21 protein-coding genes are annotated in these 22,967 nt (G+C 67.2%); 6 read left to right on the top strand and 15 right to left on the bottom strand.

Going from position 1 to position 22,967, the window contains the following annotated elements:
- Positions 1-377: 377 nt before the first annotated feature.
- The 3 genes from trmFO (at position 378) to gluQRS (ending at position 3,414) form a co-directional block, all read left to right on the top strand.
- A complete protein-coding gene (gene trmFO, locus OS124_RS0105450; RefSeq protein WP_010138366.1) occupies positions 378-1,721 on the top strand; it encodes a methylenetetrahydrofolate--tRNA-(uracil(54)-C(5))-methyltransferase (FADH(2)-oxidizing) TrmFO in 1,344 nt (447 codons plus the stop codon).
- A 197-nt stretch (positions 1,722-1,918) separates the two neighbouring features.
- Positions 1,919-2,539 (top strand): class I SAM-dependent DNA methyltransferase, encoded by a 621-nt coding sequence (locus OS124_RS0105445; protein WP_010138365.1) that lies wholly within the window; start codon positions 1,919-1,921, stop codon positions 2,537-2,539.
- Complete coding sequence (gene gluQRS / locus OS124_RS0105440) at positions 2,536-3,414, top strand: tRNA glutamyl-Q(34) synthetase GluQRS (RefSeq protein ID WP_010138364.1); 879 nt, start codon at positions 2,536-2,538, stop codon at positions 3,412-3,414. The genes OS124_RS0105445 and gluQRS overlap by 4 nt, the downstream gene beginning before the upstream one ends.
- 3 nt (positions 3,415-3,417) lie before the next feature.
- Here gluQRS and hisI read toward each other — a convergent pair whose 3' ends face one another.
- Positions 3,418-3,777, bottom strand: coding sequence for a phosphoribosyl-AMP cyclohydrolase (gene hisI / locus OS124_RS0105435; protein ID WP_010138363.1), 360 nt, complete (start codon positions 3,775-3,777; stop codon positions 3,418-3,420).
- A gap of 78 nt (positions 3,778-3,855) precedes the next feature.
- Between hisI and OS124_RS0105430 the strand changes: the two genes are divergently transcribed.
- Both OS124_RS0105430 and OS124_RS0105425 read left to right on the top strand, forming a co-directional pair.
- Complete coding sequence (locus OS124_RS0105430; RefSeq protein ID WP_010138362.1) at positions 3,856-4,305, top strand: iron-sulfur cluster assembly scaffold protein; 450 nt, start codon at positions 3,856-3,858, stop codon at positions 4,303-4,305.
- A 57-nt stretch (positions 4,306-4,362) separates the two neighbouring features.
- Positions 4,363-5,769 (top strand): methyl-accepting chemotaxis protein, encoded by a 1,407-nt coding sequence (locus tag OS124_RS0105425; protein ID WP_010138361.1) that lies wholly within the window; start codon positions 4,363-4,365, stop codon positions 5,767-5,769.
- 201 nt (positions 5,770-5,970) lie between these two features.
- Here OS124_RS0105425 and OS124_RS28165 read toward each other — a convergent pair whose 3' ends face one another.
- From OS124_RS28165 to sciP, 5 genes are all read right to left on the bottom strand, one after another.
- Positions 5,971-6,093 carry a hypothetical protein gene (locus tag OS124_RS28165; protein WP_272941943.1) on the bottom strand — a complete coding sequence of 41 codons (123 nt, stop codon included), beginning with the start codon at positions 6,091-6,093 and terminating at the stop codon, positions 5,971-5,973.
- Positions 6,094-6,220: 127 nt separating this feature from the next.
- Positions 6,221-8,311 (bottom strand): ATP-dependent DNA helicase RecG, encoded by a 2,091-nt coding sequence (gene recG / locus OS124_RS0105415; protein ID WP_010138360.1) that lies wholly within the window; start codon positions 8,309-8,311, stop codon positions 6,221-6,223.
- Positions 8,308-10,731, bottom strand: coding sequence for an NAD-dependent DNA ligase LigA (ligA, locus tag OS124_RS0105410; RefSeq protein WP_010138359.1), 2,424 nt, complete (start codon positions 10,729-10,731; stop codon positions 8,308-8,310). Before ligA ends, recG begins: the two co-directional genes overlap by 4 nt.
- A gap of 116 nt (positions 10,732-10,847) precedes the next feature.
- Positions 10,848-11,567, bottom strand: coding sequence for a response regulator transcription factor CtrA (gene ctrA / locus OS124_RS0105405; protein WP_010138357.1), 720 nt, complete (start codon positions 11,565-11,567; stop codon positions 10,848-10,850).
- A 94-nt stretch (positions 11,568-11,661) separates the two neighbouring features.
- Positions 11,662-11,940, bottom strand: a complete 279-nt coding sequence (gene sciP, locus OS124_RS0105400; protein ID WP_010138356.1) for a CtrA inhibitor SciP — start codon at positions 11,938-11,940, stop codon at positions 11,662-11,664.
- A 165-nt stretch (positions 11,941-12,105) separates the two neighbouring features.
- Here sciP and mnmA point away from each other — a divergent pair, with 165 nt between their 5' ends.
- A complete protein-coding gene (gene mnmA / locus OS124_RS0105395) occupies positions 12,106-13,251 on the top strand; it encodes a tRNA 2-thiouridine(34) synthase MnmA (RefSeq protein WP_010138355.1) in 1,146 nt (381 codons plus the stop codon).
- 147 nt (positions 13,252-13,398) lie between these two features.
- Here mnmA and lpxB read toward each other — a convergent pair whose 3' ends face one another.
- From lpxB to dxr, 9 genes are all read right to left on the bottom strand, one after another.
- Positions 13,399-14,556 (bottom strand): lipid-A-disaccharide synthase, encoded by a 1,158-nt coding sequence (gene lpxB, locus OS124_RS0105390; protein WP_010138354.1) that lies wholly within the window; start codon positions 14,554-14,556, stop codon positions 13,399-13,401.
- Complete coding sequence (locus OS124_RS0105385) at positions 14,556-15,410, bottom strand: LpxI family protein (protein WP_010138353.1); 855 nt, start codon at positions 15,408-15,410, stop codon at positions 14,556-14,558. Before OS124_RS0105385 ends, lpxB begins: the two co-directional genes overlap by 1 nt.
- Before the next feature lie 3 nt (positions 15,411-15,413).
- Entirely contained in the window at positions 15,414-16,214 is an 801-nt protein-coding gene (gene lpxA, locus OS124_RS0105380; protein ID WP_010138352.1) for an acyl-ACP--UDP-N-acetylglucosamine O-acyltransferase, read from the bottom strand.
- Positions 16,215-16,217: 3 nt separating this feature from the next.
- A complete protein-coding gene (fabZ, locus tag OS124_RS0105375) occupies positions 16,218-16,694 on the bottom strand; it encodes a 3-hydroxyacyl-ACP dehydratase FabZ (RefSeq protein WP_010138351.1) in 477 nt (158 codons plus the stop codon).
- A gap of 127 nt (positions 16,695-16,821) precedes the next feature.
- Positions 16,822-17,475, bottom strand: coding sequence for an OmpH family outer membrane protein (locus tag OS124_RS0105370; RefSeq protein ID WP_010138350.1), 654 nt, complete (start codon positions 17,473-17,475; stop codon positions 16,822-16,824).
- A gap of 37 nt (positions 17,476-17,512) precedes the next feature.
- The gene (bamA, locus tag OS124_RS0105365) at positions 17,513-19,861 is read right to left on the bottom strand and encodes an outer membrane protein assembly factor BamA (RefSeq protein ID WP_010138348.1); all 2,349 of its coding nucleotides are present in this window, start codon (positions 19,859-19,861) and stop codon (positions 17,513-17,515) included.
- Between the two features lie 148 nt (positions 19,862-20,009).
- Positions 20,010-20,141 carry a hypothetical protein gene (locus tag OS124_RS28160; protein ID WP_272941942.1) on the bottom strand — a complete coding sequence of 44 codons (132 nt, stop codon included), beginning with the start codon at positions 20,139-20,141 and terminating at the stop codon, positions 20,010-20,012.
- A gap of 277 nt (positions 20,142-20,418) precedes the next feature.
- On the bottom strand, positions 20,419-21,777 hold the full coding sequence (rseP, locus tag OS124_RS0105355) for an RIP metalloprotease RseP (RefSeq protein WP_010138347.1): 1,359 nt from the start codon (positions 21,775-21,777) through the stop codon (positions 20,419-20,421).
- Entirely contained in the window at positions 21,774-22,967 is a 1,194-nt protein-coding gene (gene dxr, locus OS124_RS0105350) for a 1-deoxy-D-xylulose-5-phosphate reductoisomerase (protein ID WP_010138346.1), read from the bottom strand. The genes rseP and dxr overlap by 4 nt, the downstream gene beginning before the upstream one ends.

Genomic DNA, 22,967 nt, shown 5'->3' with positions numbered 1-22,967 from the left:
GCGAAGGCGCCATCCTCCGGCCCGCCTGCGGCCAGTGTTTCCGATCCGGGGCCAGTCTGGTTCGGAATTTGCCACTATTCGGCCCCAATGCCTTACACTAGGTAAAGCGGACCGGGCGCGCAGCTCTGCGCCCATTGAGATCGCGAGATCGGGTCACCGTCGGCTCCCCTCCATGCCAAGCTCTCTCTGGCGCCGACATCGCAAGGTGACCCGCTCGCTCCTCTACCCCGCCCCGCGAAGTCCTGGCCCAGCCGGCCGCTCCCACGCCGCCAGCCGCGGCATCGGGCTGCGGTGCTGCCCTGCCGGGTGATCCGCACCGGAGGCCGGGCGCCCCCAAGCCCCTTCCAATCACGCCCCCTTTGCCCTAGATCGCGACCATGACAGAGAGACTCCATATCATCGGCGGCGGCATGGCCGGATCCGAAGCCGCCTGGCAGGCCGCCGAGGCCGGCATCCCCGTGACCATCCACGAGATGCGCCCGCAGGTGGAAACCTTCGCGCATCGCACCGGCAACCTGGCGGAGATGGTCTGCTCCAACTCCTTCCGCTCGGATGACAGCGAACAGAACGCCGTCGGCCTGCTGCATTGGGAAATGCGCCAGGCGGGGGGGCTGATCATGCAGATGGCCGACAAGCACCGGCTGCCCGCCGGCGGTGCGCTGGCGGTCGACCGCGATCCCTTCTCGGAAGACGTCACCGCCGCCCTGCGCGCCCACCCGCTGGTCGAGGTCGTGGACGGCGAGATCTCCGAGCTGCCGAGCGAGGGGCACTGGATCATCGCCACCGGGCCGCTGACCTCGGGCGCCCTGGCCGAGGCAATCCGCGCCGAGACCGGTGCCGACTCCCTCGCCTTCTTCGACGCCATCGCCCCCATCGTCTATGCCGAGAGCATCGACATGGACGTGGCCTGGATGCAGTCGCGCTATGACAAGGGCGAGACCGAGGAAGAGCAGAAGGCCTACCTGAACTGCCCGATGACCAAGGATCAGTACGAGGCCTTCATCGACGCCCTGCTGGCCGCCGAGAAGACCGAGTTCCACGAGGGCGAGACGGCGGGCTATTTCGATGGCTGCCTGCCGATCGAGGTCATGGCCGAACGTGGCCGCGAGACCCTGCGCCATGGGCCGATGAAACCCGTGGGCCTGACCAATGCCCACAAGCCGGACGAAAAGGCCTGGGCCGTGGTGCAGTTGCGCCGCGACAACAAGCTGGGCACGCTCTACAATATCGTCGGCTTCCAGACGAAGATGAAATACGGCGCCCAGACCGAGGTCTTCAAGATGATCCCCGGGCTGGAAAACGCCAGCTTCGCGCGGCTTGGCGGCATCCACCGCAATACCTTCATCAACTCGCCGACGCTGCTCGACGGGCAGATGCGGCTGAAGTCGCGGCCCAACATCCGCTTTGCCGGGCAGATCACCGGTGTCGAGGGCTATGTGGAAAGCGCCGCCATGGGCCTGCTGGCCGGCCGCCTTGCCGTGGCCGAGATCAAGGGCCAGCCCCTGCCCCCGGTCCCGGCCGAGACCGCCATGGGCGCGCTGGTGACCCATATCACCGGCGGCGCCGAGGCAAAGACCTTCCAGCCGATGAACGTGAACTTCGGGCTGTTCCCGCCGCTGGACGGCGTGCGCGGCGGCCGTCGCGGCCGCAAGGACCGTTACAAGGGCTACACCGACCGCGCGAAAGAGCTCTGGACCGGCTGGCTGGAAGGCGCCCGGTAACAGGCCCGGTCGCGTGCAATAGCGCGCAGGCCTCGGCCATGGGCGTAGGGTGGGAGATATCCCACCCTGCTTGACACCCCGCGTCTTGGCCTGCCCGCCCTCGGCCAGAGGCCCGGCCATGGCGGGATATCTCCCGCCCTACGCCCCGGTCGGACCATCGGGTGGAACTTCCGCGCGGAATGTGCATAGTCCGCCCCATGGCTGAAACATATCTGGATAAAATCTACGGCGTCCCCGACGCCGAAACGCAACGCGACCTCTACGATCAATGGGCCGACAGCTACGACAAGGAGCTGGACGAGGCCCACTACGTGACCCCGTCACGGATCGCGGCGGCATTGAAATCCCTGGTGAAAGAGACCGAGCTCTCCGGCCCCGTGCTGGACTTCGGCTGCGGCACCGGCCTCTGTGGCGAGGCCCTGGCCCAGGAAGGCTTCGGGCGCATCCACGGCGCCGATGTCTCGGCCGGGATGCTGAAGATGGCCGAGCAGAAGGGCTGCTACGAGCAGCTCCACCCCCTGCCCTTCGGCAACCCCGACCCCGGCCTCGTCTCGCGCTACCGGCTGGTCACCGCCTCCGGCGCGATCTCGCCCGGCGCGGCGCCGGCCTCCTGCCTGCCGGCCATCGTCATGGCCCTGCCCTCTGGCGGTCGCCTCGCGCTCAGCTACAATGCGCGCGCCCTTGAGGACGAGGACTACATGAAGATGCTGGAACGCACCGTCGGCAGCTCGGAAGCCGTGCTGGAGCTGAGCGAGGACGGCCCCCATATCGAGGGTCTCGGCAGCACCTCCCGCGTGATGGTGATCCGCCGCCGATGAGCTACCGCACCCGTTTCGCCCCCTCGCCCACGGGGCCGCTGCATCTGGGCCATGCCTTTTCGGCCATGGTCGCGGCGCGCCGGGCCGAGGTGGCGGGCGGGCAATTCCTGCTGCGCATCGAGGACATCGACCAGAGCCGCGCCCGCCCCGCATGGGAGGCGCAGATCGACGAGGACCTCACCTGGCTCGGCCTTGACTGGCCGCGCCCCGTGATGCGCCAAAGCCAGCGCCTGCCCGCCTACCGGGCGGCGCTGCAACAGCTCTGGGACATGGGCCTGCTCTATCCCTGCGCCTGCACCCGCCGCGATATCGCCGAGGCCGTCTCGGCCCCGCAGGAGGGCGCTGAACCCGCGCATGGCCCTGACGGTCTCGTCTATCCCGGCACCTGCCGCCCCGCGCTGCCGCCGACCGGCCCCCTGCCCGACGCGGTGCTGCGCCTCGACATGGACCGCGCGCTGGAGCGCGCCTGCCGTCACGAGGGGCTCTATTTCACCGAAACCGGCAAGGGCCCGCACGGCGAAAGCGGCGCCCGGCCGATTGCCCGCCGCCGGATGATCGACAAGGTCGGAGACGTGGTGCTGGCGCGTCAGGGCATGGGCACCTCCTACCACCTCTCGGTGGTGGTCGATGACGCCGCCCAGGGCATCACCGAGGTGGTGCGCGGACAGGACCTGTTCGACGCGACCCCGATCCACGCCCTGCTGCAACGCCTGCTGGGCCTGCCCGCGCCGCTCTATCATCATCACCGGCTGATCCGCGATGACGAGGGCAAGCGGCTGGCCAAGCGCGATGACGCCCGTGCCATCCGCCTCTACCGCGACGAGGGCAAGACCCCCGCCGATATCCTGAAGATGATCGGCCTCGCGCGGCGCTGAGCCTCAGACCATCGGATCGGCGATCACCACCTCTTCGCCCTCGCGCACGGCGGTATAGAAGCAGTTGCGCCGGTTGGTGTGACAGGCCGGGCCGGTCTGATCGACGATCACCAGCAGGCAGTCGCGGTCGCAATCCACCCGCAGTTCGACCAGCTTCTGCACATGGCCCGAGCTTTCGCCCTTGGCCCAGAAGCCCTGCCGCGAGCGCGACCAGTAGGTGACATGGCCGCTCTCCAGCGTCTTCGCGATCGAGGCGGCGTTCATCCAGGCCATCATCAGCACCTCTCCGGTGCCCTCCTGCTGGGCGATGGCGGGGATCAGCCCCTTGTCGTCGAATTTCAGCGTGCTCGGATCGAACTGCATTCTGCTCACCTTTCCGGCGGGGGTTTCCTGTGCCGCCCTGCGGGCCTATCTATGGACAACGCGCCGAAAGGACCAGAGATGAGCGAAAGCGACCTGATCAAACTCTATTCCAACCGGATCCTCGCCCTGGCGGCGGAGATCCCGCATCAGGACCGGCTGGAGGCCCCCGACGCCACCGTGCGCAAGCGCGCGCCGCTTTGCGGCTCGACGGTGACGGTGGATGTCGCCGTCGAGGACGGCCGCATCGCCCGTTTCGGCCAGGAGGTGCGCGCCTGCGCCCTTGGCCAGGCCTCGGCCTCGGTCGTCGGCGCGGCGGTGCTGGGCCGCACGCGGGACGAGATCCACACCGCCCGCGACCAGCTGCGCGCCATGCTGAAGGACGAGGGCCCGGTGCCCGGGGCCCCCTTCGACGGGCTCGAGGTGCTGCTGCCCGCGCGCGAGTACAAGAACCGCCATGCCTCGATCATGCTGACCCTCGACGCGCTCTCGGAAGCGCTGGAGAAGGCGGCGGAAAGCGACTGCGCTTAACGGCTTCTTCGGGTTTCGGCCCTAAGCCTGACCGGGTGCAAGCAGCGACGGCCCGGCATGGAACATTCCCACGACTATCCTGATCCGCAGCCTGCGGGTCCCTCCCTCGACCGGCTGGCCCGCAACGCCACCGCGCTCGGCCAGGAGGTCGTCGATGTCGATGGCTTTCTCGAGGATCTGACCTCGCACACAGAGGACCTGCTGGCGCAGCTAAAGCAGGTGCGCGAAGGCACCGGGCAGGTGCTGCAGATGAATGCCTCGGTGATGACCACGATCCAGGATGCCTATGCGCAGCTGGAAGATACCCAGGCCAGTTTCCGCAGCGCCATCGACCTGTCCGAGGTGGCAGGGCGCCATGCGCTGACCGTGCTGACCTGGGTGCTGACCCTCGACAGCCGCACCAAGGATGTCGAATCGGTGCTGGAGGACGTGCAGGTCAGCAACGACCAGATCGCCGCCATTGCCGCGCAGGTGAACATGCTGGCGATCAACGCCAAGATCGAGGCCGCGCGCGCCGGCGAGGCCGGGCGTGGCTTCTCTGTCGTGGCCGATGCGATAAACACCCTGTCCCAGCAGACCGGCATCGCCGCCGAGACGATCAGCGGCAATATCCAGCGCCTCGTCGACTGGATCACCCGGCTGCAGCAGGAAACCGGCGATGTCTCGACCACCTCGCGCGACCTCTCCCGCGCCGGCAAGGAGGTCTCGGCCCGCAATACGGAAGTGATTGAGGCAATGGATCGCTCGGTCACCCGGATGAAACTGGTGCGCGACGATGCCGTCGAAGCCGACCGCGCCCTGCGCGAGTACACACCGCAGATCAACGACACCTTCAACATCGTGCGCGAAAGCACCGAAGCGGTCGAGGATGTCCATGACCGCGTCCGCAGCCTGCGTGACCGTTCGGAAGCGCTTGTGCAGGATTCGGTCCTGGCCGGGGGAGATACCGCCGACGGCCCCTTCATCACCGATGTGAAGGCCCGCGCCCGCCGCATCTCGGATGCCTTCGACGAGGCCGTGGACGAGGGGCGCATCCGCATCGAGGATCTCTTCGACACCGCCTATCGCCCGGTGCCGCGCAGCGATCCCCAACAGGTCACCGCCCGCTTCACCAACCTGACCGACAGCCTGCTGCCGCCGATCCTGGAAGAGGCGCTTGAGCTGGATCCCAAGGTGACCTTCTGCGCCGCCGTCGACCGCAACGGCTATCTGCCGACGCACAACCGCAAGTTCTCGCATCCGCAGGGCGATGACCCGGTGTGGAACATGGCCCATTGCCGCAACCGACGGATCTTCGACGACCGCGTCGGCCTCAAGGCCGGTCGCAACCAGGACCCCTTCTTGCTGCAGGTCTACCGGCGCGACATGGGCGGCGGCGACTTCGTCCTGATGAAGGACCTGTCCGCGCCGATCTTCGTCAAGAACCGCCACTGGGGCGGGCTGCGGCTGGCCTACCGGTTCTGATCCCTCCCGGCGCCGAGATGGCAACCGGAAGAAAAAACCGCCGCACTCCGGGGGGAGGCGGCGGCAAAGTATGCGTGTCGCTTGGGACAGCGGGGCAGGACACCGGGGGATGAGGCGATCCCGGCCGGGTGGACAGGCCATCCACCCGCAGATGGGGATAAGGCCCTGCCCTGACGACGACATGCAGGCAGAAACGAGGCTTCAGGTCAGAGCCGGAAGGTAGAGAGAGCCGACGAGAAGCACCACCAGGGCAGCCGCTCCGAAGAGATCCTGAAGGAAGGCAGCGGGGGCGCGGCGGGCGGTGCGAAGAATGTCGTTCAGCATCTCTCTGGTCCTCTCCGGTCAAAGCGTTCAGCTCCGTTGCTCTTTTGTTCCCACATACGGCCGAGTCGGTAAAGAACTTTTTAAGAACTTTTGCGAACAAAATGAAAATTCCCGCAGAGTCAGACAGTTAGCCGACCGCGATCAGGCGAATTGCCTCATCCTGTCCCATCAGCCAGAGCAGGGTCCGCGCCGCGCGGCCCCTCTCGCCCTCAAGCTTGGGATCCATGGCCAGCAGCGTACGGGCATCGCTCTGGGCGATGGCCATCAGCGCGGTCTGGTTTTCCAGGTCGGCAATGCGGAAGCGTGGCACGCCACTTTGCGCGGTGCCGATCAGATCGCCGGCGCCGCGCATTTCCAGGTCGGCCTCGGCGATGCGGAAGCCGTCCTCGGTTTCGCGCAGCAGGGTCAGCCGCCGCATCCCGCTTTCCGACAGCGGCGCCTGGTAGAGCAGCAGGCAGGTCGACTCGGCGGTGCCACGCCCGACCCGTCCACGCAGCTGGTGCAACTGCGCCAGCCCGAAGATCTCGGCCCGTTCGATCACCATGATCGAGGCATTGGGCACGTTGACCCCGACCTCGATCACCGTGGTCGCGACCAGCACATCGGTCTCGCCACGCTGGAAGGCGGCCATGGCGGCGTCCTTCTGCTCAGGGGGCATCTGGCCATGCACCAGCCCGACACGCCCCTCGCCCAACAGGGCGCGCAGGTGCTTGAAACGCTCCTCGGCGGCGGTCAGGTCGCTCTTTTCACTCTCCTCGACCAGTGGACAGACCCAATAGGCCTGCCGCCCCTCGCGGGTGGCGCGGTCGAGATGGGCGGCGATCTCGTCCAGCCGCTCGGTCGAGCTGAGCGTCGTCTTCACCGGCTTGCGCCCCGGCGGCTTCTCGTCCAGCACCGAGACATCCATGTCGCCATATTGCGCCAGGCTCAGCGAGCGCGGGATCGGCGTTGCCGTCATCACAAGGATGTCCGCGCGCTGGCCCTTGCGCCCCAGCTCCAGCCGCTGGCGAACCCCGAAGCGGTGCTGTTCATCGACGATCGCCAGCCGCAGATCGGCAAAGTTCACATCGGCCTGGAAGACCGCATGGGTGCCGACAAGGATATCGATGCGCCCCTCGGCCAGGTCAGCCAGCTTGCTGCGCCGCTCGGCCCCCTTGTCACGGCCGGTCAGGATCTCAAGGCGAACCCCAGCCGCCTCGGCAAAGGGGCCCAGCCCCTCGAGATGCTGGCGCGCCAGGATTTCGGTCGGGGCCATCATCACCCCCTGCCCGCCAGCTTCGACGGCGATCAGCAGCGCGAGGAAGGCGACCAGCGTCTTGCCCGCGCCAACGTCCCCCTGCAACAGACGCGACATGCGATCCCCGCCCGCCATGTCTGCGGCGATCTCGGCCACCGCGCGCGTCTGTGCGCCGGTTGGCGCATATGGCAGTGATTTCAGCACCTTGTCTCGCAGGTGCCCGTCGCCCTGCGTCACCCGCCCAACTCGCTTGCGCTCGACATTGCGGGCCAGGGCCAGGGTCAATTGATGGGCGAAGAACTCATCATAGGCCAGCCGCTCGCGCGCCGGATCCTCGGGGCGCACCGCCTGCAGGTCGTCGGGCCGATGCGCCTGCCGCACCGCCGAAAGCCAGTCCGGCCATTGCTTCGTCGCCCGCTGCCCGGGGTCGATCCACTCAGGCAGGGCCTCGGCCCGGGCCAGCGCCGAGCCCGCCGCCTTCGCCATGACCCGCTGCGTCACCCCTGCGGTCAACGGATAGACCGGCTCGAAATCGGGGATCTCGTCGGCCTCCTCCAGCGGCAGGACGTGCTCGGGATGAGGCATGTTGGCCATGCCGTCGTAAAGCTCAAGCTTGCCCGAGACCAGGCGGCGGCTGCCCTCGGGCAGGATCTGCTGCAGGTACTGCGCACGGGCATGAAAGAATATCAGGTCGAACTCGGTCTCGGCATCGGCCACCCGGATGCGATAGGCCCCGCCGCGGCTGCGCGACGGGCTGTGGCGCCCCACGGTGACCTCGACCGTGGCGGTGGTCGGCAGGGTCAAGCCCAGGATCGTGTCGCGGCGGCGGCGGTCGACCACCCCGTGCGGCAGCAGGAACAGAAGATCCCGAGGCACTGAGATATCCAGCTGAGCCAGATGCTTGGCCGTCTTCGGCCCGACCCCGTCGAGGGTTTCCAGCCCGGCAAAGAGCGGAAAGAGGATTTCGGGCCGGCTGCTCATGCGTCGCCGATCAGCGCCAGCCAGTCGTCTTCATCGATGACCCGCACGCCCAGGTCGGCGGCCTTGGTCGCCTTCGACCCGGCGCCCGGGCCGGCGATCAGGATATCGGTCTTTTTCGAGACCGAGCCCGCCACCTTGGCGCCCAGGGTCTCGGCCCGCGCCTTGGCTTCCGAGCGGCTCATCTTCTCGAGCGTGCCGGTAAAGACCAGGGTCAACCCGGCAACCGGGCTGTCGGCGGCGGCGGGGGCCTCGACATCAAGGATCCTCAGCTGGTCGGCCAGCCGGTCGATCGAGGCCCGTTCGGCGGGCTGGGCGAAGGCGGCCACCAGGGCGGCGGCAACCTTGGCGCCGATGCCGTCGATGCCGGTGATCTCGTTCCAGGCGGTGGTGGACTCGGCGGGCACCTTCGGCTCCAGCGCCCAGGCGGCGTCGCGCGCGCCCTTCGGGCTGGCGCGGCGCCCGGCGCGGCTGGCCTCGGCGCGCTCTTCCGCCTCGGCCTCGTCGGCCAGCAGGTGACGTTCCTGCGCCGCGCGGGCCCGGTCGAGCACTTCCGTCAGGCGCTCCCAACTGTTGAAATGCCGCGCCAGATCACTTGCCACGACCTCGCCCACATGGCGGATACCCAGGGCGAAGAGAACGCGGTTCAACGCGATCTCGCGCCGGGTCTCGATGGCGGCAAAGAGGTTCTCGGCGGATTTCTCGCCCCAGCCCTTCACCTGCGCCAGGGGTTTCTTCGCCAGCTCGCCCATGGCGGCGGCGACCTGGCTCGGCTGGCTTTCGTCGACCGGGAAGCCGGCGCCGCGCAGATGCTCGGCCAGTTCCGAAAGCAGCTCATGCTGGCGGTCGGGATCCTCGGCGTGGCGCGCGACGACCTCGCTGGGGTCCCGTGTCAGGCGGGCACCCTCGGCGTCGCGGGCGCGCAGGGTGAAGATATCCGCGGGCTCGGCGATCCAGCACATGTCGTAGAGGAATTCCGCCTGCTTGGCGCCAAGCCCCTCAATGTCGAAGGTCTTGCGGCCGACGAAATGTCGCAGCCTTTCAACGGCTTGCGCGGGGCAGATCAGGCCCCCGGTGCAGCGACGCACGCTGTCGCCCTCTTCGCGGATCGCCTCGGACCCGCATTCGGGGCAGACCTCGGGGAAGCTGTAGGGCGCGGTGCCCTCGGGGCGTTTGGACAGATCGACATCCGAGATCTTGGGGATCACGTCGCCGGCCCGGTAGACCTGCACCCAGTCGCCGGGGCGGATATCCTTGCCGGCGCGGATCTCCTCACCCTTGCTGTCGCGGCCGGCGATGTAATCCTCGTTGTGCAGCGTGGCATTCGAGACCACCACACCGCCGACCGTCACCGGATGCAGGCGCGCGACGGGGGACAGGGCGCCGGTGCGCCCGACCTGGATGTCGATGGCTTCCAGCCGGGTCCAGGCGAGTTCCGCGGGGAACTTGTGGGCGATGGCCCAGCGGGGCGTGGTCGAGCGGAAGCCGAGCCGCGCCTGCAGCGCCAGGTCATCGACCTTGTAGACCACCCCGTCGATATCATAGCCCAGCGTCGCGCGCTGCGCCTCGATATCGGCGTAATGCGCCAGCATCTGCGCCGGGCCGTCGCAGAGCCTGGTCAGCGGATTTGTCTGGAACCCCAGGGCCTTGAGCCGTTCGATGGAGCCCATCTGCGTCTCTGCCAGCGGTTCGGACAGTACGCCCCAGGCATAGGCGAAGAAACGCAGCGGACGGGCACGGGTGATCTCGGCATCGAGCTGGCGCAGCGAGCCGGCGGCGGCGTTGCGGGGGGTTGCAAAGGTCTTGGCCCCGGCCTCTTCCTGGCGGGCGTTCAGCGCCTGGAAGTCCTCGTGACTCATGTAGACCTCGCCGCGCACCTCCAGCCGGTCGGGCGCCCCTTCCAGCCGGGCGGGGATATCGGCGATGGTGCGGGCATTGGCGGTGACGTTCTCGCCCTCGGCGCCGTCGCCACGGGTAGCGGCGCGGATCAGCTCTCCGTTCTCGTAGAGCAGCGAGAGGCTGAGGCCGTCGATTTTCGGTTCCGCCGTATAGGCCAGCGGCGCCTCGAAGGAGAGGCCGAGGTACTTGCGGATGCGGCCATCGAAGTCACGCACCTCGCCATCCTCGAAGGCATTCCCGAGGGAGAGCATGCGAATCTCGTGCTGAACCTTGCCGAAGCCTTCAGAGGGCGCGGCCCCCACCTGATCCGAGGGGCTGTCGGCGCGTTTCAGCGCCGGGAAACGGCGCTCGATCGCCTTGTTGCGCAGCTTGAGACGGTCATAGTCGGAATCGGCGATCTCGGGCGCGTCGTCACGGTGATAGTCCAGGTTGGCCTGTCCCAGCAGCTCGGCCAGACGTGCCAGCTCTGCCACGGCCTGGGCTTCGGTCAGATCCTCTACTGCAATCCCGGCCGTCTCGGACATGGAACGCGCCCCCCTCACTGGTCTCATCTAAGCTCGATGAGAATGTGATAGGCGGCGGGCCTCACGAGGTCCAGCCGGGTCTTTCCGTGAGTGGGACTTCGGCGGGCGGCGCGGGATCACCCGGCGCCGAGCGCCATCTTCTTTTCGTCGATGCGCTGCGGTTCGGGATCGCGCAGCACGTAGCCCCGCCCCCAGACCGTTTCGATGTAATTGTCGCCCTCGGTCGCGGTCGAGAGCTTCTTGCGCAGCTTGCAGATGAAAACGTCGATGATCTTCAGCTCGGGTTCGTCCATGCCGCCGTAGAGATGGTTAAGGAACATCTCTTTCGTCAGGGTGGTGCCCTTGCGCAGGCTGAGTAGCTCGAGCATCTGGTATTCCTTGCCGGTCAGATGCACCGGCTTGCTGTCCACCTCGACCGTCTTGGCATCCAGGTTCACCTCGATCCTGCCGGTGCGGATGATCGACTGCGAATGCCCCTTCGAGCGGCGGATGATCGCATGGATCCGCGCCACCAGCTCTTCCCGGTGGAAGGGCTTGGTCAGGTAGTCGTCGGCCCCGAAGCCGAAGCCCTTCAGCTTGTTTTCCGTGTCGTCCGCCCCCGAGAGGATCAGGATCGGCGTTTCGATCCGCGCCAGGCGCAGCTGGCGCAGCACCTCGTGGCCGTTCATGTCGGGCAGCCCCAGGTCCAGCAGGATCAGGTCGTAGTCGTAGAGCTTCGCAAGGTCGATGCCCTCTTCGCCCAGGTCGGTCGTGTAGACGTTCAGGTTGGCATGGGTCAGCATCAGCTCGATGCTTTTCGAAGTGGTCGGATCATCTTCTACCAAAAGCACGCGCATGCCGAGTTCTCTCCATTAATCCCTTGGACGTATCTGATCGTGCCGCCAATTGGTTAACCTTGGGTTACCGTGTGGATAAGAATGCCGACACGCCCTAGGGTTGTCTGAACTTCTGCACGGCGGTGGCCTTCAGCGCCTCTTCGCCGTGATTGGCGACTGCGCTGACCCATTCCAGGAATTCCTCCGGTGACAGCGAGTATCGCTCCAGAGCCTCGTCCTGGGAAATAAGACCATGGACCACCCCCCGCACGACGGCCGCCTTGCGCGACGCCACCCAGCGTCGGGTGTCCGCCGGGGGCAAATCCGCCCTCGTCATCACGCGACCATCGGGCAGAGTAACTGCCCTCGGCCCCTGGACTTTCTTCAAGTACATCGCTCCGACCCTCATAGCCCGTCGCAATTCTTGGCCCAGTGTTTTAACGCCCGATGAAACGGCGGGTTGAGAGTGTCTCGCATTTTCCTATATTCTCTTGATCTTACCGCGCCGGGAAGGTGAGTCCCCCCCTTCGTCACCACCCCGGGCAGATCAGGAGCAGACATGGCACTCGATACCGGACCCGCGCTGAACTCGCTGGGCTTCGCCAAGCCGCCGTCGGAAACCCGTGTCGTCGTCGCCATGTCGGGCGGTGTCGACAGCTCGGTCGTGGCTGCGAAGCTGGCCGAGGAAGGCTATGACGTGGTGGGCGTGACGCTGCAGCTCTACGACCATGGTGCCGCGCTTGCCAAGAAGGGCGCCTGCTGCGCCGGGATCGATATCCACGACGCGCGCCGGGTCGCCGAAGAGATGGGCTTCCCGCACTATGTCCTTGATTATGAAAACATCTTCCAGGATGCAGTGATCGACGAATTCGCCGACAGCTACCTTGCGGGCGCCACGCCGGTGCCCTGCATCCGCTGCAACGAGCGGGTCAAGTTCAAGGATCTGCTGCAGACCGCCAAGGACCTCGACGCCGATTGCATGGCCACCGGGCACTACATCCAGCGGATGATGGGCGAGAGCGGACCCGAGCTGCATTGCGCCGCCGATGCCAACCGCGACCAGAGCTATTTCCTGTTCTCGACCACGCCCGAACAGCTCTCCTTCCTGCGCTTCCCGCTGGGTCACCTGCCCTCGAAGGCCGCCACCCGCGAGCTGGCCGCGCAGTATGGTCTGAGCGTCGCCGACAAGCCCGACAGCCAGGACATTTGCTTCGTTCCGAACGGCAATTACGCCTCGGTGATCGAGAAACTGCGCCCCGGCGCGGCGGAACCGGGCGAAATCGTCCATGTGGATGGCCGGGTTCTGGGCGAACACGAGGGGGTGATTCACTATACCGTCGGCCAGCGCCGGGGGCTGGGCATCGGCGGGCTCTCCGAGCCGCTCTACGTGGTCAAGCTGGACGTCGACGCCAAGCAGGTGATCGTCGGCCCCAAAGAGATGCTGGCGACCCGCACCATCCCGGTGCGCGAGATCAACTGGATCGGCGAAGGCGGTTTCGCGGACATGAAGGAGCGCCACGTTTCGGTCCGCGTGCGCTCGACCCGCCCCCCGCGCGAGGCGATCATCCGCCCGATCTCGGCCACCGAGGCCGAGGTCGAGCTGCTGACCGCCGAAGAGGGTGTCTCTCCCGGTCAGGCCTGCGTCTTCTACGAGACCGGCGGGACGCGGATCCTCGGCGGCGGCTGGATCTGGCGCGGCTACTGAGCGTCATTGGTGGTCTGAAAGTCGAGACGCGCGCCCTTCCCGGCGCGCGTTCTCGTTTGAGGGGTCGCTGGGGCTACGCCCCCCGCCGCTGCGAGGCTCCCCCATGAGTATTTCCAGCCTAGGAATGGAACAGGCGCGTGCCTGGCGTCAGAGGCGGGCGAGGATGGCACGGGCAGCGCGCAGGCCGGGGGGCTCTCCTTCTCGGCCAAGACGCTGCATCGACAGCTCCATGGCCTCGTATTGCGCCTCGGGGGCCTCGTAGACACGGGCCAGTGCGGGGGCGATCCTGTCGGGGTCGCAGTCGGCGCCGATGAATTCCGGCACGACGCGGGTGTCGGAAACGAGGTTGACCAGCGTCACGGTGTCGGTCAGCAGCATGCGCTGCATGATCACCCGGGTCAGCCAGGCCATGTCATAGGCGATGACCATCGGCGTATTGGCTGCGGCCAGTTCCAGCGAGACGGTGCCCGAGGCGGCCAGCGCCACGTCGGCCGCCGCGAAGGCGGCACGCTTGGTGACGGCGAAGCTGTCGGGCGTGCTGTCGCGCGGATCAAGCACGACGACATTGACTGGCCAGTCGCGGATCTTCTCCTCGACCAGATCGGCGACACCGGCGGCGGCGGGCAGCACGAAGACCAGTTCGGGGTGGCGGGCGCGCAGCTTCTCGACCACGGGCCCGAAGATCGGGGCCAGGCGGGTGACCTCTCCGGCGCGGGAGCCGGGCAGGATCAGGGCGATCGGCGCCTCGCCGATGCCGCTCTCGGCGCGGAAGGCGCGGATCTCGTCGGGGGTGGCCTGGGGCTGGGTCGTCACCGGGTGGCCGACGAAATCGCAGTCCATCCCCGCGGCCTGCATCAGCGGCGGCTCGAAGGGGAAGAGCGCGAGGACATGGTCGATCACCTCGGCCATCTTCGTGGCACGCTTCGGGCGCCAGGCCCAGACCGTGGGGGCGACATAGTGGACGGTGCGGATCGCGGGGTTCGCGGCCTTCACCAGCCGCGCCACGCGCAGGCAGAAATCCGGGCTGTCGATGGTCAGCAGCACGTCCGGCGGATCGGCCAGCACCGCCTCGGCGCATTCGCGGATGCGGCGCTTGAGGTGGAAGTACTTCGGCAGGATCTCGGCCAGGCCCATGACCGAAAGCTCGGACATGGGAAAGCGCGAGGTCAGCCCCTCGGCCTGCATGGCCGGGCCGCCGACACCGGCGAAGGTGATCTCTCCGCCGGTCAGCTCCTTCAGCCCCGCCATGACGGCGGCGCCGAGATTGTCGCCCGAGGGCTCGCCCGCGATGGTGAAGATGCGCATCAGGTCTCGACCGCGTGGAAGGCAAGGCCCAGTTCGGCGGCGAGGTCCGGCAGCGCGGGGCCGTCGATCAACAGGACGCGGTTCGCGGCGATGACCACGGCCTCAAGCCCGGCGGCAGCGGCGGCCCGCAACGTCTCGGGGCCGACGGCGGGCATGTCGACGCGCAGGTCCTGACCGGCCTTCGGGGCCTTCAACAGCACGCCCTTGCCGGGGCGGCGGTCCTCGGGGGTCTCTCCGACGAAGCGTAGCAGCGCATCGGTGCCCTGCACCGTCTCGATGCCTAGGCATTGCCCGGCGGCGACGACGCAGCCCTGGCCGATATCCAGCGGCGCCATGGTCGCGAGGATCTTCTGCGCCTGCTCGACATCGCCCTTCGCAGCGCGCGACAGCGCGGGGCCGCCGATCTTGCCGGGGCGGGCCGTCATTTCGGGCAGGATCTGGTGGGCGCCCTCGACAGTGAAGCCCTCGCCCTCGAGGATCGACACGATGAGCCGCAGCACCCCGTCATCGCCCTTGGAGCCAAGCGCCGCCATCAGCTTGGGCGCCAGCATCATTACCTTGCGGTCGACCTGCTTCATGTCCAGCTGAGGCCGCGCCATCCCACCGGCCATGACGATGCGCTCGACACCCTCGTCGCGCAGACGATCGAAGAGACCGCCCAGCTTCTCGAAGCGGAAACGGGTCAGCCGCGCCTCGGGCAGTTCGCAGGGCGTGCCCTCGAAGGAGACGAGGAAGGCCCCCGGTTCGGCCTCGGCCAGGCGCACCGGCAGACGGCCGCCGCCGGCGATGATCGCCAGCCGGGGGCCGGTCGGGGTGCTGGCAGCCCCCGCGCTGCGACGTTTCAGCAGGCCCATGGATCAGCCTCCGGGGGTCAGGAAGGAGCGATCGCTCTGACCGAGGATGAAATCCACGATCTCGCGCACGTAGTCGCTTTCGGTTTCATCACCGAGGCGGCGGGCGCGATCCTGGAAGGCGCCCTCGCCCTGGGCCAGCATCTGGAAGGCGGCACGCAGGGCGGTGATATCGGCCCGCGCCACGCCGCGACGCTTCAGCCCGACAAGGTTCAGCCCGTCGAGATGGCCGCGCGGCGCCTGCACGAGGCCATGCGGGATCACGTCATTGGTGACCATGGTCACGGCGCCAATGATCGCGCCCCGCCCGATGCGCACCCACTGGTGTACGCCCGACAGGCCGCCGATGATCACCTCGTCCTCGATCACGCAATGGCCGGCAAGGGCGGCGTTGTTGACGATGATCACGTTATTGCCGACCCGGCAGTCGTGGGCCACGTGGCAGCCCGCCATGAACAACCCGTCATCGCCGACCGAGGTCAGCCCGCCGCCGCCCTCGGTGCCGGTGTTCATCGTCACATGCTCGCGGATGCGGTTGCGCTTGCCGATGGTCAGGCGGGTTTCCTCGCCCTTGAACTTCAGGTCCTGGGGAATGCCACCCAGAACGGCGAAGGGATGCACAAGGGTGCCCTCGCCGATCTCGGTCACGCCCTGTACGACCACGTGGCTCATCAGCTCGACGTCCTTGCCGATCACCACCTTGGGGCCGATGTGGCAGAAGGGGCCGATCCGGGCCCCCGGCCCGACCTGCGCCCCGTCCTCGATCAGCGCCGAGGGATGGATCACCGCTTCGTGGCTGATCGCCATGGCTCAGGCCTCCGCAGCGTCAGCAGGCAGGTCGAGCATGGCCATGAACTCGGCCTCACAGGCCAGCTCGCCGCCGATCGTGGCCTTGCCGCCAAACTTCCACATCTTGGCGCCGGGCTTGCCGCGCAGGGTCTCGACCTGCATTTCCAGAACGTCGCCGGGCACCACCATGCGACGGAACTTGGCCTTCTCGATCGACATGAAGTAGATCAGCGCGTTCTTGTCTTCTAGCCCGAGAGCCGCGCCCACGATGACACCGGCGGTCTGGGCCATGGCCTCGATGATGGTCACGCCGGGCATGATCGGCTTGCCGGGGAAATGGCCCTGGAAGTGGGGCTCGTTCATGGTGACGTTCTTGATGCCCTTGCCCGAGGCATAGCCGTCGATATCAACCACCTTGTCCACCAGCAGGAACGGGTAGCGATGCGGAATGATGCGCTGGATACGGGCGATATCGGCGCTCTGAAGCGTCTCGGTCATGAAATCTGTCCTCGCGGCGCCCGGGCCTGAGCAGCCGGGGCATGGTCCATAGTCTGCCCTGTCCCTAGCAAGTCGCCCCCATGGCGGCAAGCGTGGCGGCACGGGGCGGTAAAGCGCCGCTCCCGGGTCACTCGCCAGAGGGCGCGTCACCGCCGGCGGCGTTCCCGGTCTCGGCAGGCGCCGCTTCGGGTGCGGCAGGATCGGCGGGATCGGCAGGATCGGCGGGCGCATCCCCCTGCCCCGCCACGGGGTCCTGCGGCTGCAACAGCTGCGTGTCGATCCGCTGGATGGCCTCGTCGGTCACATCGACCACCTCGCGGGTGACGAAGACCGTGCGCCGCTCAAGGATGACCGCGCTGCCAGCTTCCTGCATCAGCCCGTAGAGCACCGGCTCGACGGCGACCAGGAACTGGCGGCGGACCGCGTCGCTGTCCTCGCCCAGTCCGGCGGCGGCCTCGTCCCGTTCGCGGCGGATCCGGGTCACCTTCTCGTCGAAGGCATCGGCCATGGCGCGGAACTCATCCGGCGTCATCGTCGGACGACGGTCGGTCAGGGCCTGCTCTTCCTCGGCCAGCGCGGCCTCGATCCGGCGGTTCTCGGCGGCGATCTCGGTGGCGGCCTGCTCGATCCGGTCAGCGAGCTGCTGGCCGAAGGCACTGTCGGAAAACAGCCTTTCGCTGTCGACCACCAGCACCGGAGTGCGCGGCACCACATCCGCCACAGCGTCCTGCGCCGCAACGGAGCCCGCCAGCCCCGCGATCACGAGGCTGGCGGCAAACATCTGTCGGAAACTGCTGCGAAGGCCCGGCAAGGCGACCTCAGAACTCCGTCCGGATGGACAGGTCGAAGGTCTGTTCCTTGTCGTACTCTTCCTTCTGCAGCGCGTGGCTCCAGTTGAAGCGCAGCGGCCCGATCGGGGTGTTCCAGAACAGCGACAGGCCGACGACCTGACGCAGCGAAGCATCCTCGTAGAGCACGTCGGCAGCGGTCTGGTCCAGCCCCCAGGCCGAGCCGATGTCATAGAAGACACCGCCCGAGATGCCCAGCTCTTCGGGCAGGCCCAGCGGGAACTCGGCGTCGAACTGCGCCACCGCATAGGCGGTCCCGCCCAGAGCGTCGTCATAGTTGCCGTCGGAATACTGGCGCGGCCCGATGCCATCGGGGGTGAAGCCCCGCATGATCGACGAGCCGATCAGGAAGCGGTCGGTCACCTGCGAGTTGCTGCCTCCCAGCATCGAGATGGTGCCGGCCTTCACCGTGGCGCGCAGGGTGATCTCTTCGTTCCAGACCTTGGTCTGGGCGACGGCACGGCCGGTGCTGCGGATGAACTCGATATCGCCGCCGACACCGCCGAAGTCCTGGGCGAATTCCAGCAGCAGGCCGGCATTCGGGTTCAGGCCGCTCAGGCGGGTGTCGAAGGAGTAGCGATAACCCAGCGAAGAGGCATAGCGCAGGTCTTCAGCGGCCTCGGCCGTCAGCAGCGAGCCGATGGTGACGCCGGTGTCGAGCGTGATGTCGTTGGCCGCCAGCTTGTAGTTGACGTTCAGCCGCGACTTGTCCGTCAGCGGGAAGGTCAGGCCGGTGGTGAACGACCCATTCAGGGTGTTGTAGTCGGAATAGCTGGATTCCGTCTCGGCATAGGAGATGCCAAAGTTCAGTGCCAGATCCCGGCCCAGCAGGCGCGGCTCGACGAAGTTCACCGCATAGGTGCGGTCGTCCGACGCCCCCGAGAGGGTCACGCCCAGGGTCTGGCCCCGACCGAGGAAGTTGTTCTCGCGGAACGAGATCTGCAGGCCGAAGCCATCGGTGGTCGAATAGGTGCCGCCGAAGGAGAGCGAGCCCGTGGGCGCTTCCTCGACATCCACGTCGACGATCACCTGGTCGGGCCGCGTGCCTTCACGGGCATTGACCTCGGCGTTGGAGAAGTACCCAAGCGCACGGATGCGCTCGGCACTTTCACGGATTTCGCGCGGGTTGAAGGGGTCGCCCTCGGCCACGTTGAACTGCTGGCGGATCACCCGGTCCAGCGTCGTGGTGTTGCCTTCGATGTCGATCCGCTCGACGAAGATGCGCGGGCCACGCGACAGCACGAACTCGACGTCCAGCGTCAGGGTGCGGTCATTGCGGGTGATGCGCGGTTCGATGCGCAGGAAGTCGCGGCCGTCGCGGTTGGCCTGGCGTTCCATCCGCGCGATGGCGTTCTCGACGTCGGAGGGCGAGTAGATGTCGCCCGACTTGAGGTTCTGGGCCTCCTGGTAGATCGCCGCATCGACGCCTTCATACTCGCTGACCGTGGTCACCTGGCCAACCTTGAACTGCTGGCCTTCCTGCACGTTGAAGGTGACGGTGTAACCGTCCCGCTCGCGCGCCAGCTCGGCGTTGACGCCGGTGATGCGGAAGTCGACGTAACCGCGCGATTGATAGAAGTCCTGCAGCACCTGCTTGTCGAACTCGATACGGTCTGCAACGAAGGTATCCGACCGGAAGAAGGCGCGCAGCAGACCAGCCTGCTTGGATTGCAGCACCTGGCGCAGGCGACGGTCGCTGTAGTCGGTATTGCCCACGAACGAGATCCGCTCGACCTCGGTATTGCCGCCTTCGAAGACCTCGAAGACCAGGTCGACGCGGTTGTCGCTGCGACGGATGATGCGCGGCGTGACGCGGGCGGCCAGGCGACCCTGGGCCACGTAGGCTTCGGAAATCAGCGCGGCATCGGCCTCGGCCTTGGTGGGCGAGAAGACCTGGCGCGAGGTCGACTGCACGATCTCCGACAGCGCATCATCCTTGATGCGGCGGTTGCCCTCGAAGGAGATGCGGTTGATGGTCGGGAATTCGGTAACCTCGATGACCAGAGTCCCGCCCCGCGGGGTCAGCTCGACGGTCTCGAAGAGGCCGGAATTGACGATGTTCTGGTAGGCGTCGTTCAGCTCTGCGGCCGAGACGCTCTGCCCCTGCGCGATTCCCGCATAGGTCATGATCGTCGCGGCGGGGATCCGGCGGTTGCCTTCGATGCTTACGGTCGAGAAGCGATAGCTCTGGGCCAGGGAGACCTCGGGAACCGTGACCGAAACGCCTGAAACAATGGCGAAAATCGCAGCCGCCAGAGGAAAGGAAAACTTGTTGCGGCGCGCAGAGGTGGCAGCCCCGGCTCCAAAGGTATTCGTCATATTCCAGACCCACTCAGACATCCCATTTGAGATGTGAGTATCGGGTTAATAAGCGCTTGTCAAAACTGGAAAACGCGCGCCCGTCTCCGGGTCGCGCGTTCCTTGGGAGGTGTCGCAGTCCTGCACGCCTTCGCCCCGCCCGAGGCGGTTAGAAGGCGATCTGCGCGATGTAGCTGGCGCCGACGAGGGCCAAGACCATCGTGCCCACGTAGAGCAGAAGGTCGGAATTGAGATCGAAGAGCACCGCGAAACCGCGGTAACCTTTTTGAAGAAGTGTCATAGGGCCCCACAAATTCTATACCCTGACTCCGGGACGACCCCGGCATTCCGTCAAGTATGGTCCTGAAATGCGGCGCATTTCGGGTGTCGAATATGGCAAGATCTGGGCGGCCACAATCCGTCCCAAGCGGGCGACGCCCCTGCCGACCCGAAGGTCAGGCGGTTTTCCGCCCGGTCCCCTCGCTGTCCGGTGATCCTGTGCCCCCGATGGGCTGGCCTTGATCCGGGTCTTGTCCAGTATCGGGGCCAGTGTCAGGGGCCAGTTCAAGGGGGAGGTCTCAGGGGCAGAAGACGTCGTTGCTGAGCGCAAAGAGCATCACCGACAGCACGATGGTCAGCCCGGCCGCCATCAGCACCCGCAGCGCGCGATCCGAGGGCGGCTTGCCCGTCACGGCCTCGTAGGCGTGGAAGACCAGGTGCCCGCCGTCAAGCACCGGCACGGGGAAGAGGTTCAGCAGCCCCACCCCGGTCGACAGCGCCGCGACGAACCAGACGAAGCTGACAAGGCCCTGGCTGGCCATGGCGCCAGAGGTCTTGGCGATGCCGATTGGCCCCGACATGTTGCACGAGGAAATGGCCCCGGTGATCATGTGCCACAGCCCCGACAGGGAACTGCCGATGACGCTCCAGGTCTGCTGCACCCCGCCCCAGAGCGAGGTGAACAGCCCGGCGCGCTCGGTCGCCAGCTCGAAGGCCATGCCACCGGCGATACCGATGCGCCATTCGGTGCGGAAGCCGCCCTCGGGGGCGGGCTCATCGACCCGACGCGGGGTCAGCACGAAGTCCATCGGCGTCTCGACACCCTCGCGCCAGACATTCAGCAGCAGCGGCGCCCCGTTCGAGCTTTCGACCTGCTCCTTCAGCTGCTCGAAGGCGAAGATCGGCGTGCCGTCGATGGCGGTGATCACGTCGCCCTGCTTCAGCCCGATGTCATAGGCCGCCGAATTCGGCGCCAGCTGGGTGACGATGGGCGGATAGGGATAGGGGCCGGTGACCTCTCGCGCGGTGCCGTCGCGCATCACCCGGTAGGTCAGCGTCGCCGCCATGGGCAGACCGTCCGAGAAGGCCGCCATGCCCTCGGCGTCATCCAGCGCCGGCAGGGTCACCCCGCCGATCGCAAGGATCTGGTCGCCCCGCTGCAACCCCTCCTCGGTGGCTTCCACCGCGGGCAACGGGCGCATCTGGCCGACGGCCAGCGGCTCGGCCACCTCGCCGCGCGCGAAGAGCAGCCCGGCAAACAGCAGGATCGACAGGAAGAAGTTGAACACCGGCCCCGCCGCAACCGTTGCCGCCCGCGCCCAGAGAGGCGCGCCCAGCATGGTGTGGCGCCGCTCGTCCTCGCTGAGGGTCGAGATCACCTCTTCGTCGGGACCGGCCGAGGCCGCGTCGCCATCGCCGAGGAACTTGACGTAGCCGCCGAAGGGCAGCGCGGCAACCTGCCAGCGGGTGCCGTGGCGATCAACCCGGCTGAACAGCACAGGCCCGAAGCCAAGCGAGAAGACCTCGGCCTTGATGCCCGAGATCCGGCCGATGATGTAATGCCCGTATTCATGGATCGCGACGATGATCGACAGCGCCACGACGAAGGCGATCACCACGTAAAGCATGTTCCCGAACTCGGGCAGAAAACTCGTCATATGGCCTGAACCGTCCCTGTCTTGCGCACCTGTGCCATGCTCTCTTCGGCATAACGCCTTGAGATCTGGTCCATGTTCAGCACGTTATCAAGGCTGAACGGGGCATCAATGAGACCGGAATCGGTCTCAACCCGGTCAAGAACGCGTGTGACGACCTCGGCCATCTGCATGAAGCCGATGCGGCGGGCGAGGAAGGCATCCAGCGCCACCTCCTTCGCCGCGTTCAGCGCGCAGCCCGACAGGCCGCCGCGTTCCATCACCCGGTAGGCGAGGCCGAGGGCCGGGAAACGCTCGGGGTCGGGGGCCTCGAAGGACAGGCTGCCGATGCGGGCGAGGTCCAGCCGCTCCAGCGGCAGGGCAGCGCGGTCAGGCCAGTTCAGCGCATAGCCGATGGCGTGGCGCATGTCGGCGGGGCCGAGGTGGGCAATCAGCCCGGCATCGACATGGCCGACCAGCGCATGCACCAGGCTTTCGCGGTGGATCAGCACTTCCAGCTGGTCGGGGGAGAAGCCGAAGAACTCCTTCGCCTCGATCAGTTCCAGCGCCTTATTGAACATCGAGGCGGAATCGACGGTGATGCGCAGCCCCATGTCCCAGTTGGGATGCGTCGCGGCCTGCTCGGGCGTCGCGGCACGCATCTTCTCCAGCGGCCAGTCGCGGAACGCCCCGCCCGAGGCGGTGATGATGACCCGCTCGACAGAGGCCGGATCATCGCCCAGCAGGGCCTGGTAGATGGCCGAATGCTCGCTGTCGACGGGCAGCAGCTCGGCGCCCGCGCGCCTGGCGGTTTCCAGCACCAGCGGCCCGGCGCAGACGAGGGTTTCCTTGTTGGCCAGCGCCAGCGCCGCGCCGCGCTCCAGCGCCTTCAGCCCGGGGGCCAGGCCGGCAGCGCCGACGATGGCCGACATCACCCAGTCGGCAGGCCGCTCGGCGGCCTCGATGAGCGCCCCCTGCCCCGCCGCCGTCTCTATACCGGTGCCCGCCAGAGCCGCGCGCAGCTCGGGCAGCCGCTCTTCGTGGGCGGTCACCGCAAGCCTCGCGTTCAGCGCCCGGGCGTCCTTGGCCAGCTGGTCGATATTGTGGCCGCCGGTCAGCGCCTCGACCTCGAAGTCGCCGGGCCGGCGCGCGATCAGGTCGATGGTGCTCTGTCCGATGGAGCCCGTGGCCCCCAGGATCGTGATCCGGCGCAT

It is taken from the genome of Oceanicola sp. S124 (assembly GCF_000220565.1).
Lineage (GTDB): Bacteria > Pseudomonadota > Alphaproteobacteria > Rhodobacterales > Rhodobacteraceae > Pseudooceanicola.
The sequence above is the reverse complement of the archived record's forward strand: the minus strand, read 5'-3'. Positions and strand labels throughout refer to the sequence as shown.

What these genes read in the sequence shown, in the direction of transcription:
- trmFO (WP_010138366.1), top strand. Translation starts at nt 378, where the DNA reads ATGACAGAGAGACTCCATATCATCGGCGGCGGCATGGCCGGATCCGAA.
- OS124_RS0105445 (WP_010138365.1), top strand. Translation starts at nt 1,919, where the DNA reads ATGGCTGAAACATATCTGGATAAAATCTACGGCGTCCCCGACGCCGAA.
- gluQRS (WP_010138364.1), top strand. Translation starts at nt 2,536, where the DNA reads ATGAGCTACCGCACCCGTTTCGCCCCCTCGCCCACGGGGCCGCTGCAT.
- hisI (WP_010138363.1), bottom strand. Translation starts at nt 3,777, where the DNA reads ATGCAGTTCGATCCGAGCACGCTGAAATTCGACGACAAGGGGCTGATC.
- OS124_RS0105430 (WP_010138362.1), top strand. Translation starts at nt 3,856, where the DNA reads ATGAGCGAAAGCGACCTGATCAAACTCTATTCCAACCGGATCCTCGCC.
- OS124_RS0105425 (WP_010138361.1), top strand. Translation starts at nt 4,363, where the DNA reads ATGGAACATTCCCACGACTATCCTGATCCGCAGCCTGCGGGTCCCTCC.
- OS124_RS28165 (WP_272941943.1), bottom strand. Translation starts at nt 6,093, where the DNA reads ATGCTGAACGACATTCTTCGCACCGCCCGCCGCGCCCCCGCTGCCTTC.
- recG (WP_010138360.1), bottom strand. Translation starts at nt 8,311, where the DNA reads ATGAGCAGCCGGCCCGAAATCCTCTTTCCGCTCTTTGCCGGGCTGGAA.
- ligA (WP_010138359.1), bottom strand. Translation starts at nt 10,731, where the DNA reads ATGTCCGAGACGGCCGGGATTGCAGTAGAGGATCTGACCGAAGCCCAG.
- ctrA (WP_010138357.1), bottom strand. Translation starts at nt 11,567, where the DNA reads ATGCGCGTGCTTTTGGTAGAAGATGATCCGACCACTTCGAAAAGCATC.
- sciP (WP_010138356.1), bottom strand. Translation starts at nt 11,940, where the DNA reads ATGTACTTGAAGAAAGTCCAGGGGCCGAGGGCAGTTACTCTGCCCGAT.
- mnmA (WP_010138355.1), top strand. Translation starts at nt 12,106, where the DNA reads ATGGCACTCGATACCGGACCCGCGCTGAACTCGCTGGGCTTCGCCAAG.
- lpxB (WP_010138354.1), bottom strand. Translation starts at nt 14,556, where the DNA reads ATGCGCATCTTCACCATCGCGGGCGAGCCCTCGGGCGACAATCTCGGC.
- OS124_RS0105385 (WP_010138353.1), bottom strand. Translation starts at nt 15,410, where the DNA reads ATGGGCCTGCTGAAACGTCGCAGCGCGGGGGCTGCCAGCACCCCGACC.
- lpxA (WP_010138352.1), bottom strand. Translation starts at nt 16,214, where the DNA reads ATGGCGATCAGCCACGAAGCGGTGATCCATCCCTCGGCGCTGATCGAG.
- fabZ (WP_010138351.1), bottom strand. Translation starts at nt 16,694, where the DNA reads ATGACCGAGACGCTTCAGAGCGCCGATATCGCCCGTATCCAGCGCATC.
- OS124_RS0105370 (WP_010138350.1), bottom strand. Translation starts at nt 17,475, where the DNA reads ATGTTTGCCGCCAGCCTCGTGATCGCGGGGCTGGCGGGCTCCGTTGCG.
- bamA (WP_010138348.1), bottom strand. Translation starts at nt 19,861, where the DNA reads ATGACGAATACCTTTGGAGCCGGGGCTGCCACCTCTGCGCGCCGCAAC.
- OS124_RS28160 (WP_272941942.1), bottom strand. Translation starts at nt 20,141, where the DNA reads ATGACACTTCTTCAAAAAGGTTACCGCGGTTTCGCGGTGCTCTTCGAT.
- rseP (WP_010138347.1), bottom strand. Translation starts at nt 21,777, where the DNA reads ATGACGAGTTTTCTGCCCGAGTTCGGGAACATGCTTTACGTGGTGATC.
- dxr (WP_010138346.1), bottom strand. Translation starts at nt 22,967, where the DNA reads ATGCGCCGGATCACGATCCTGGGGGCCACGGGCTCCATCGGACAGAGC.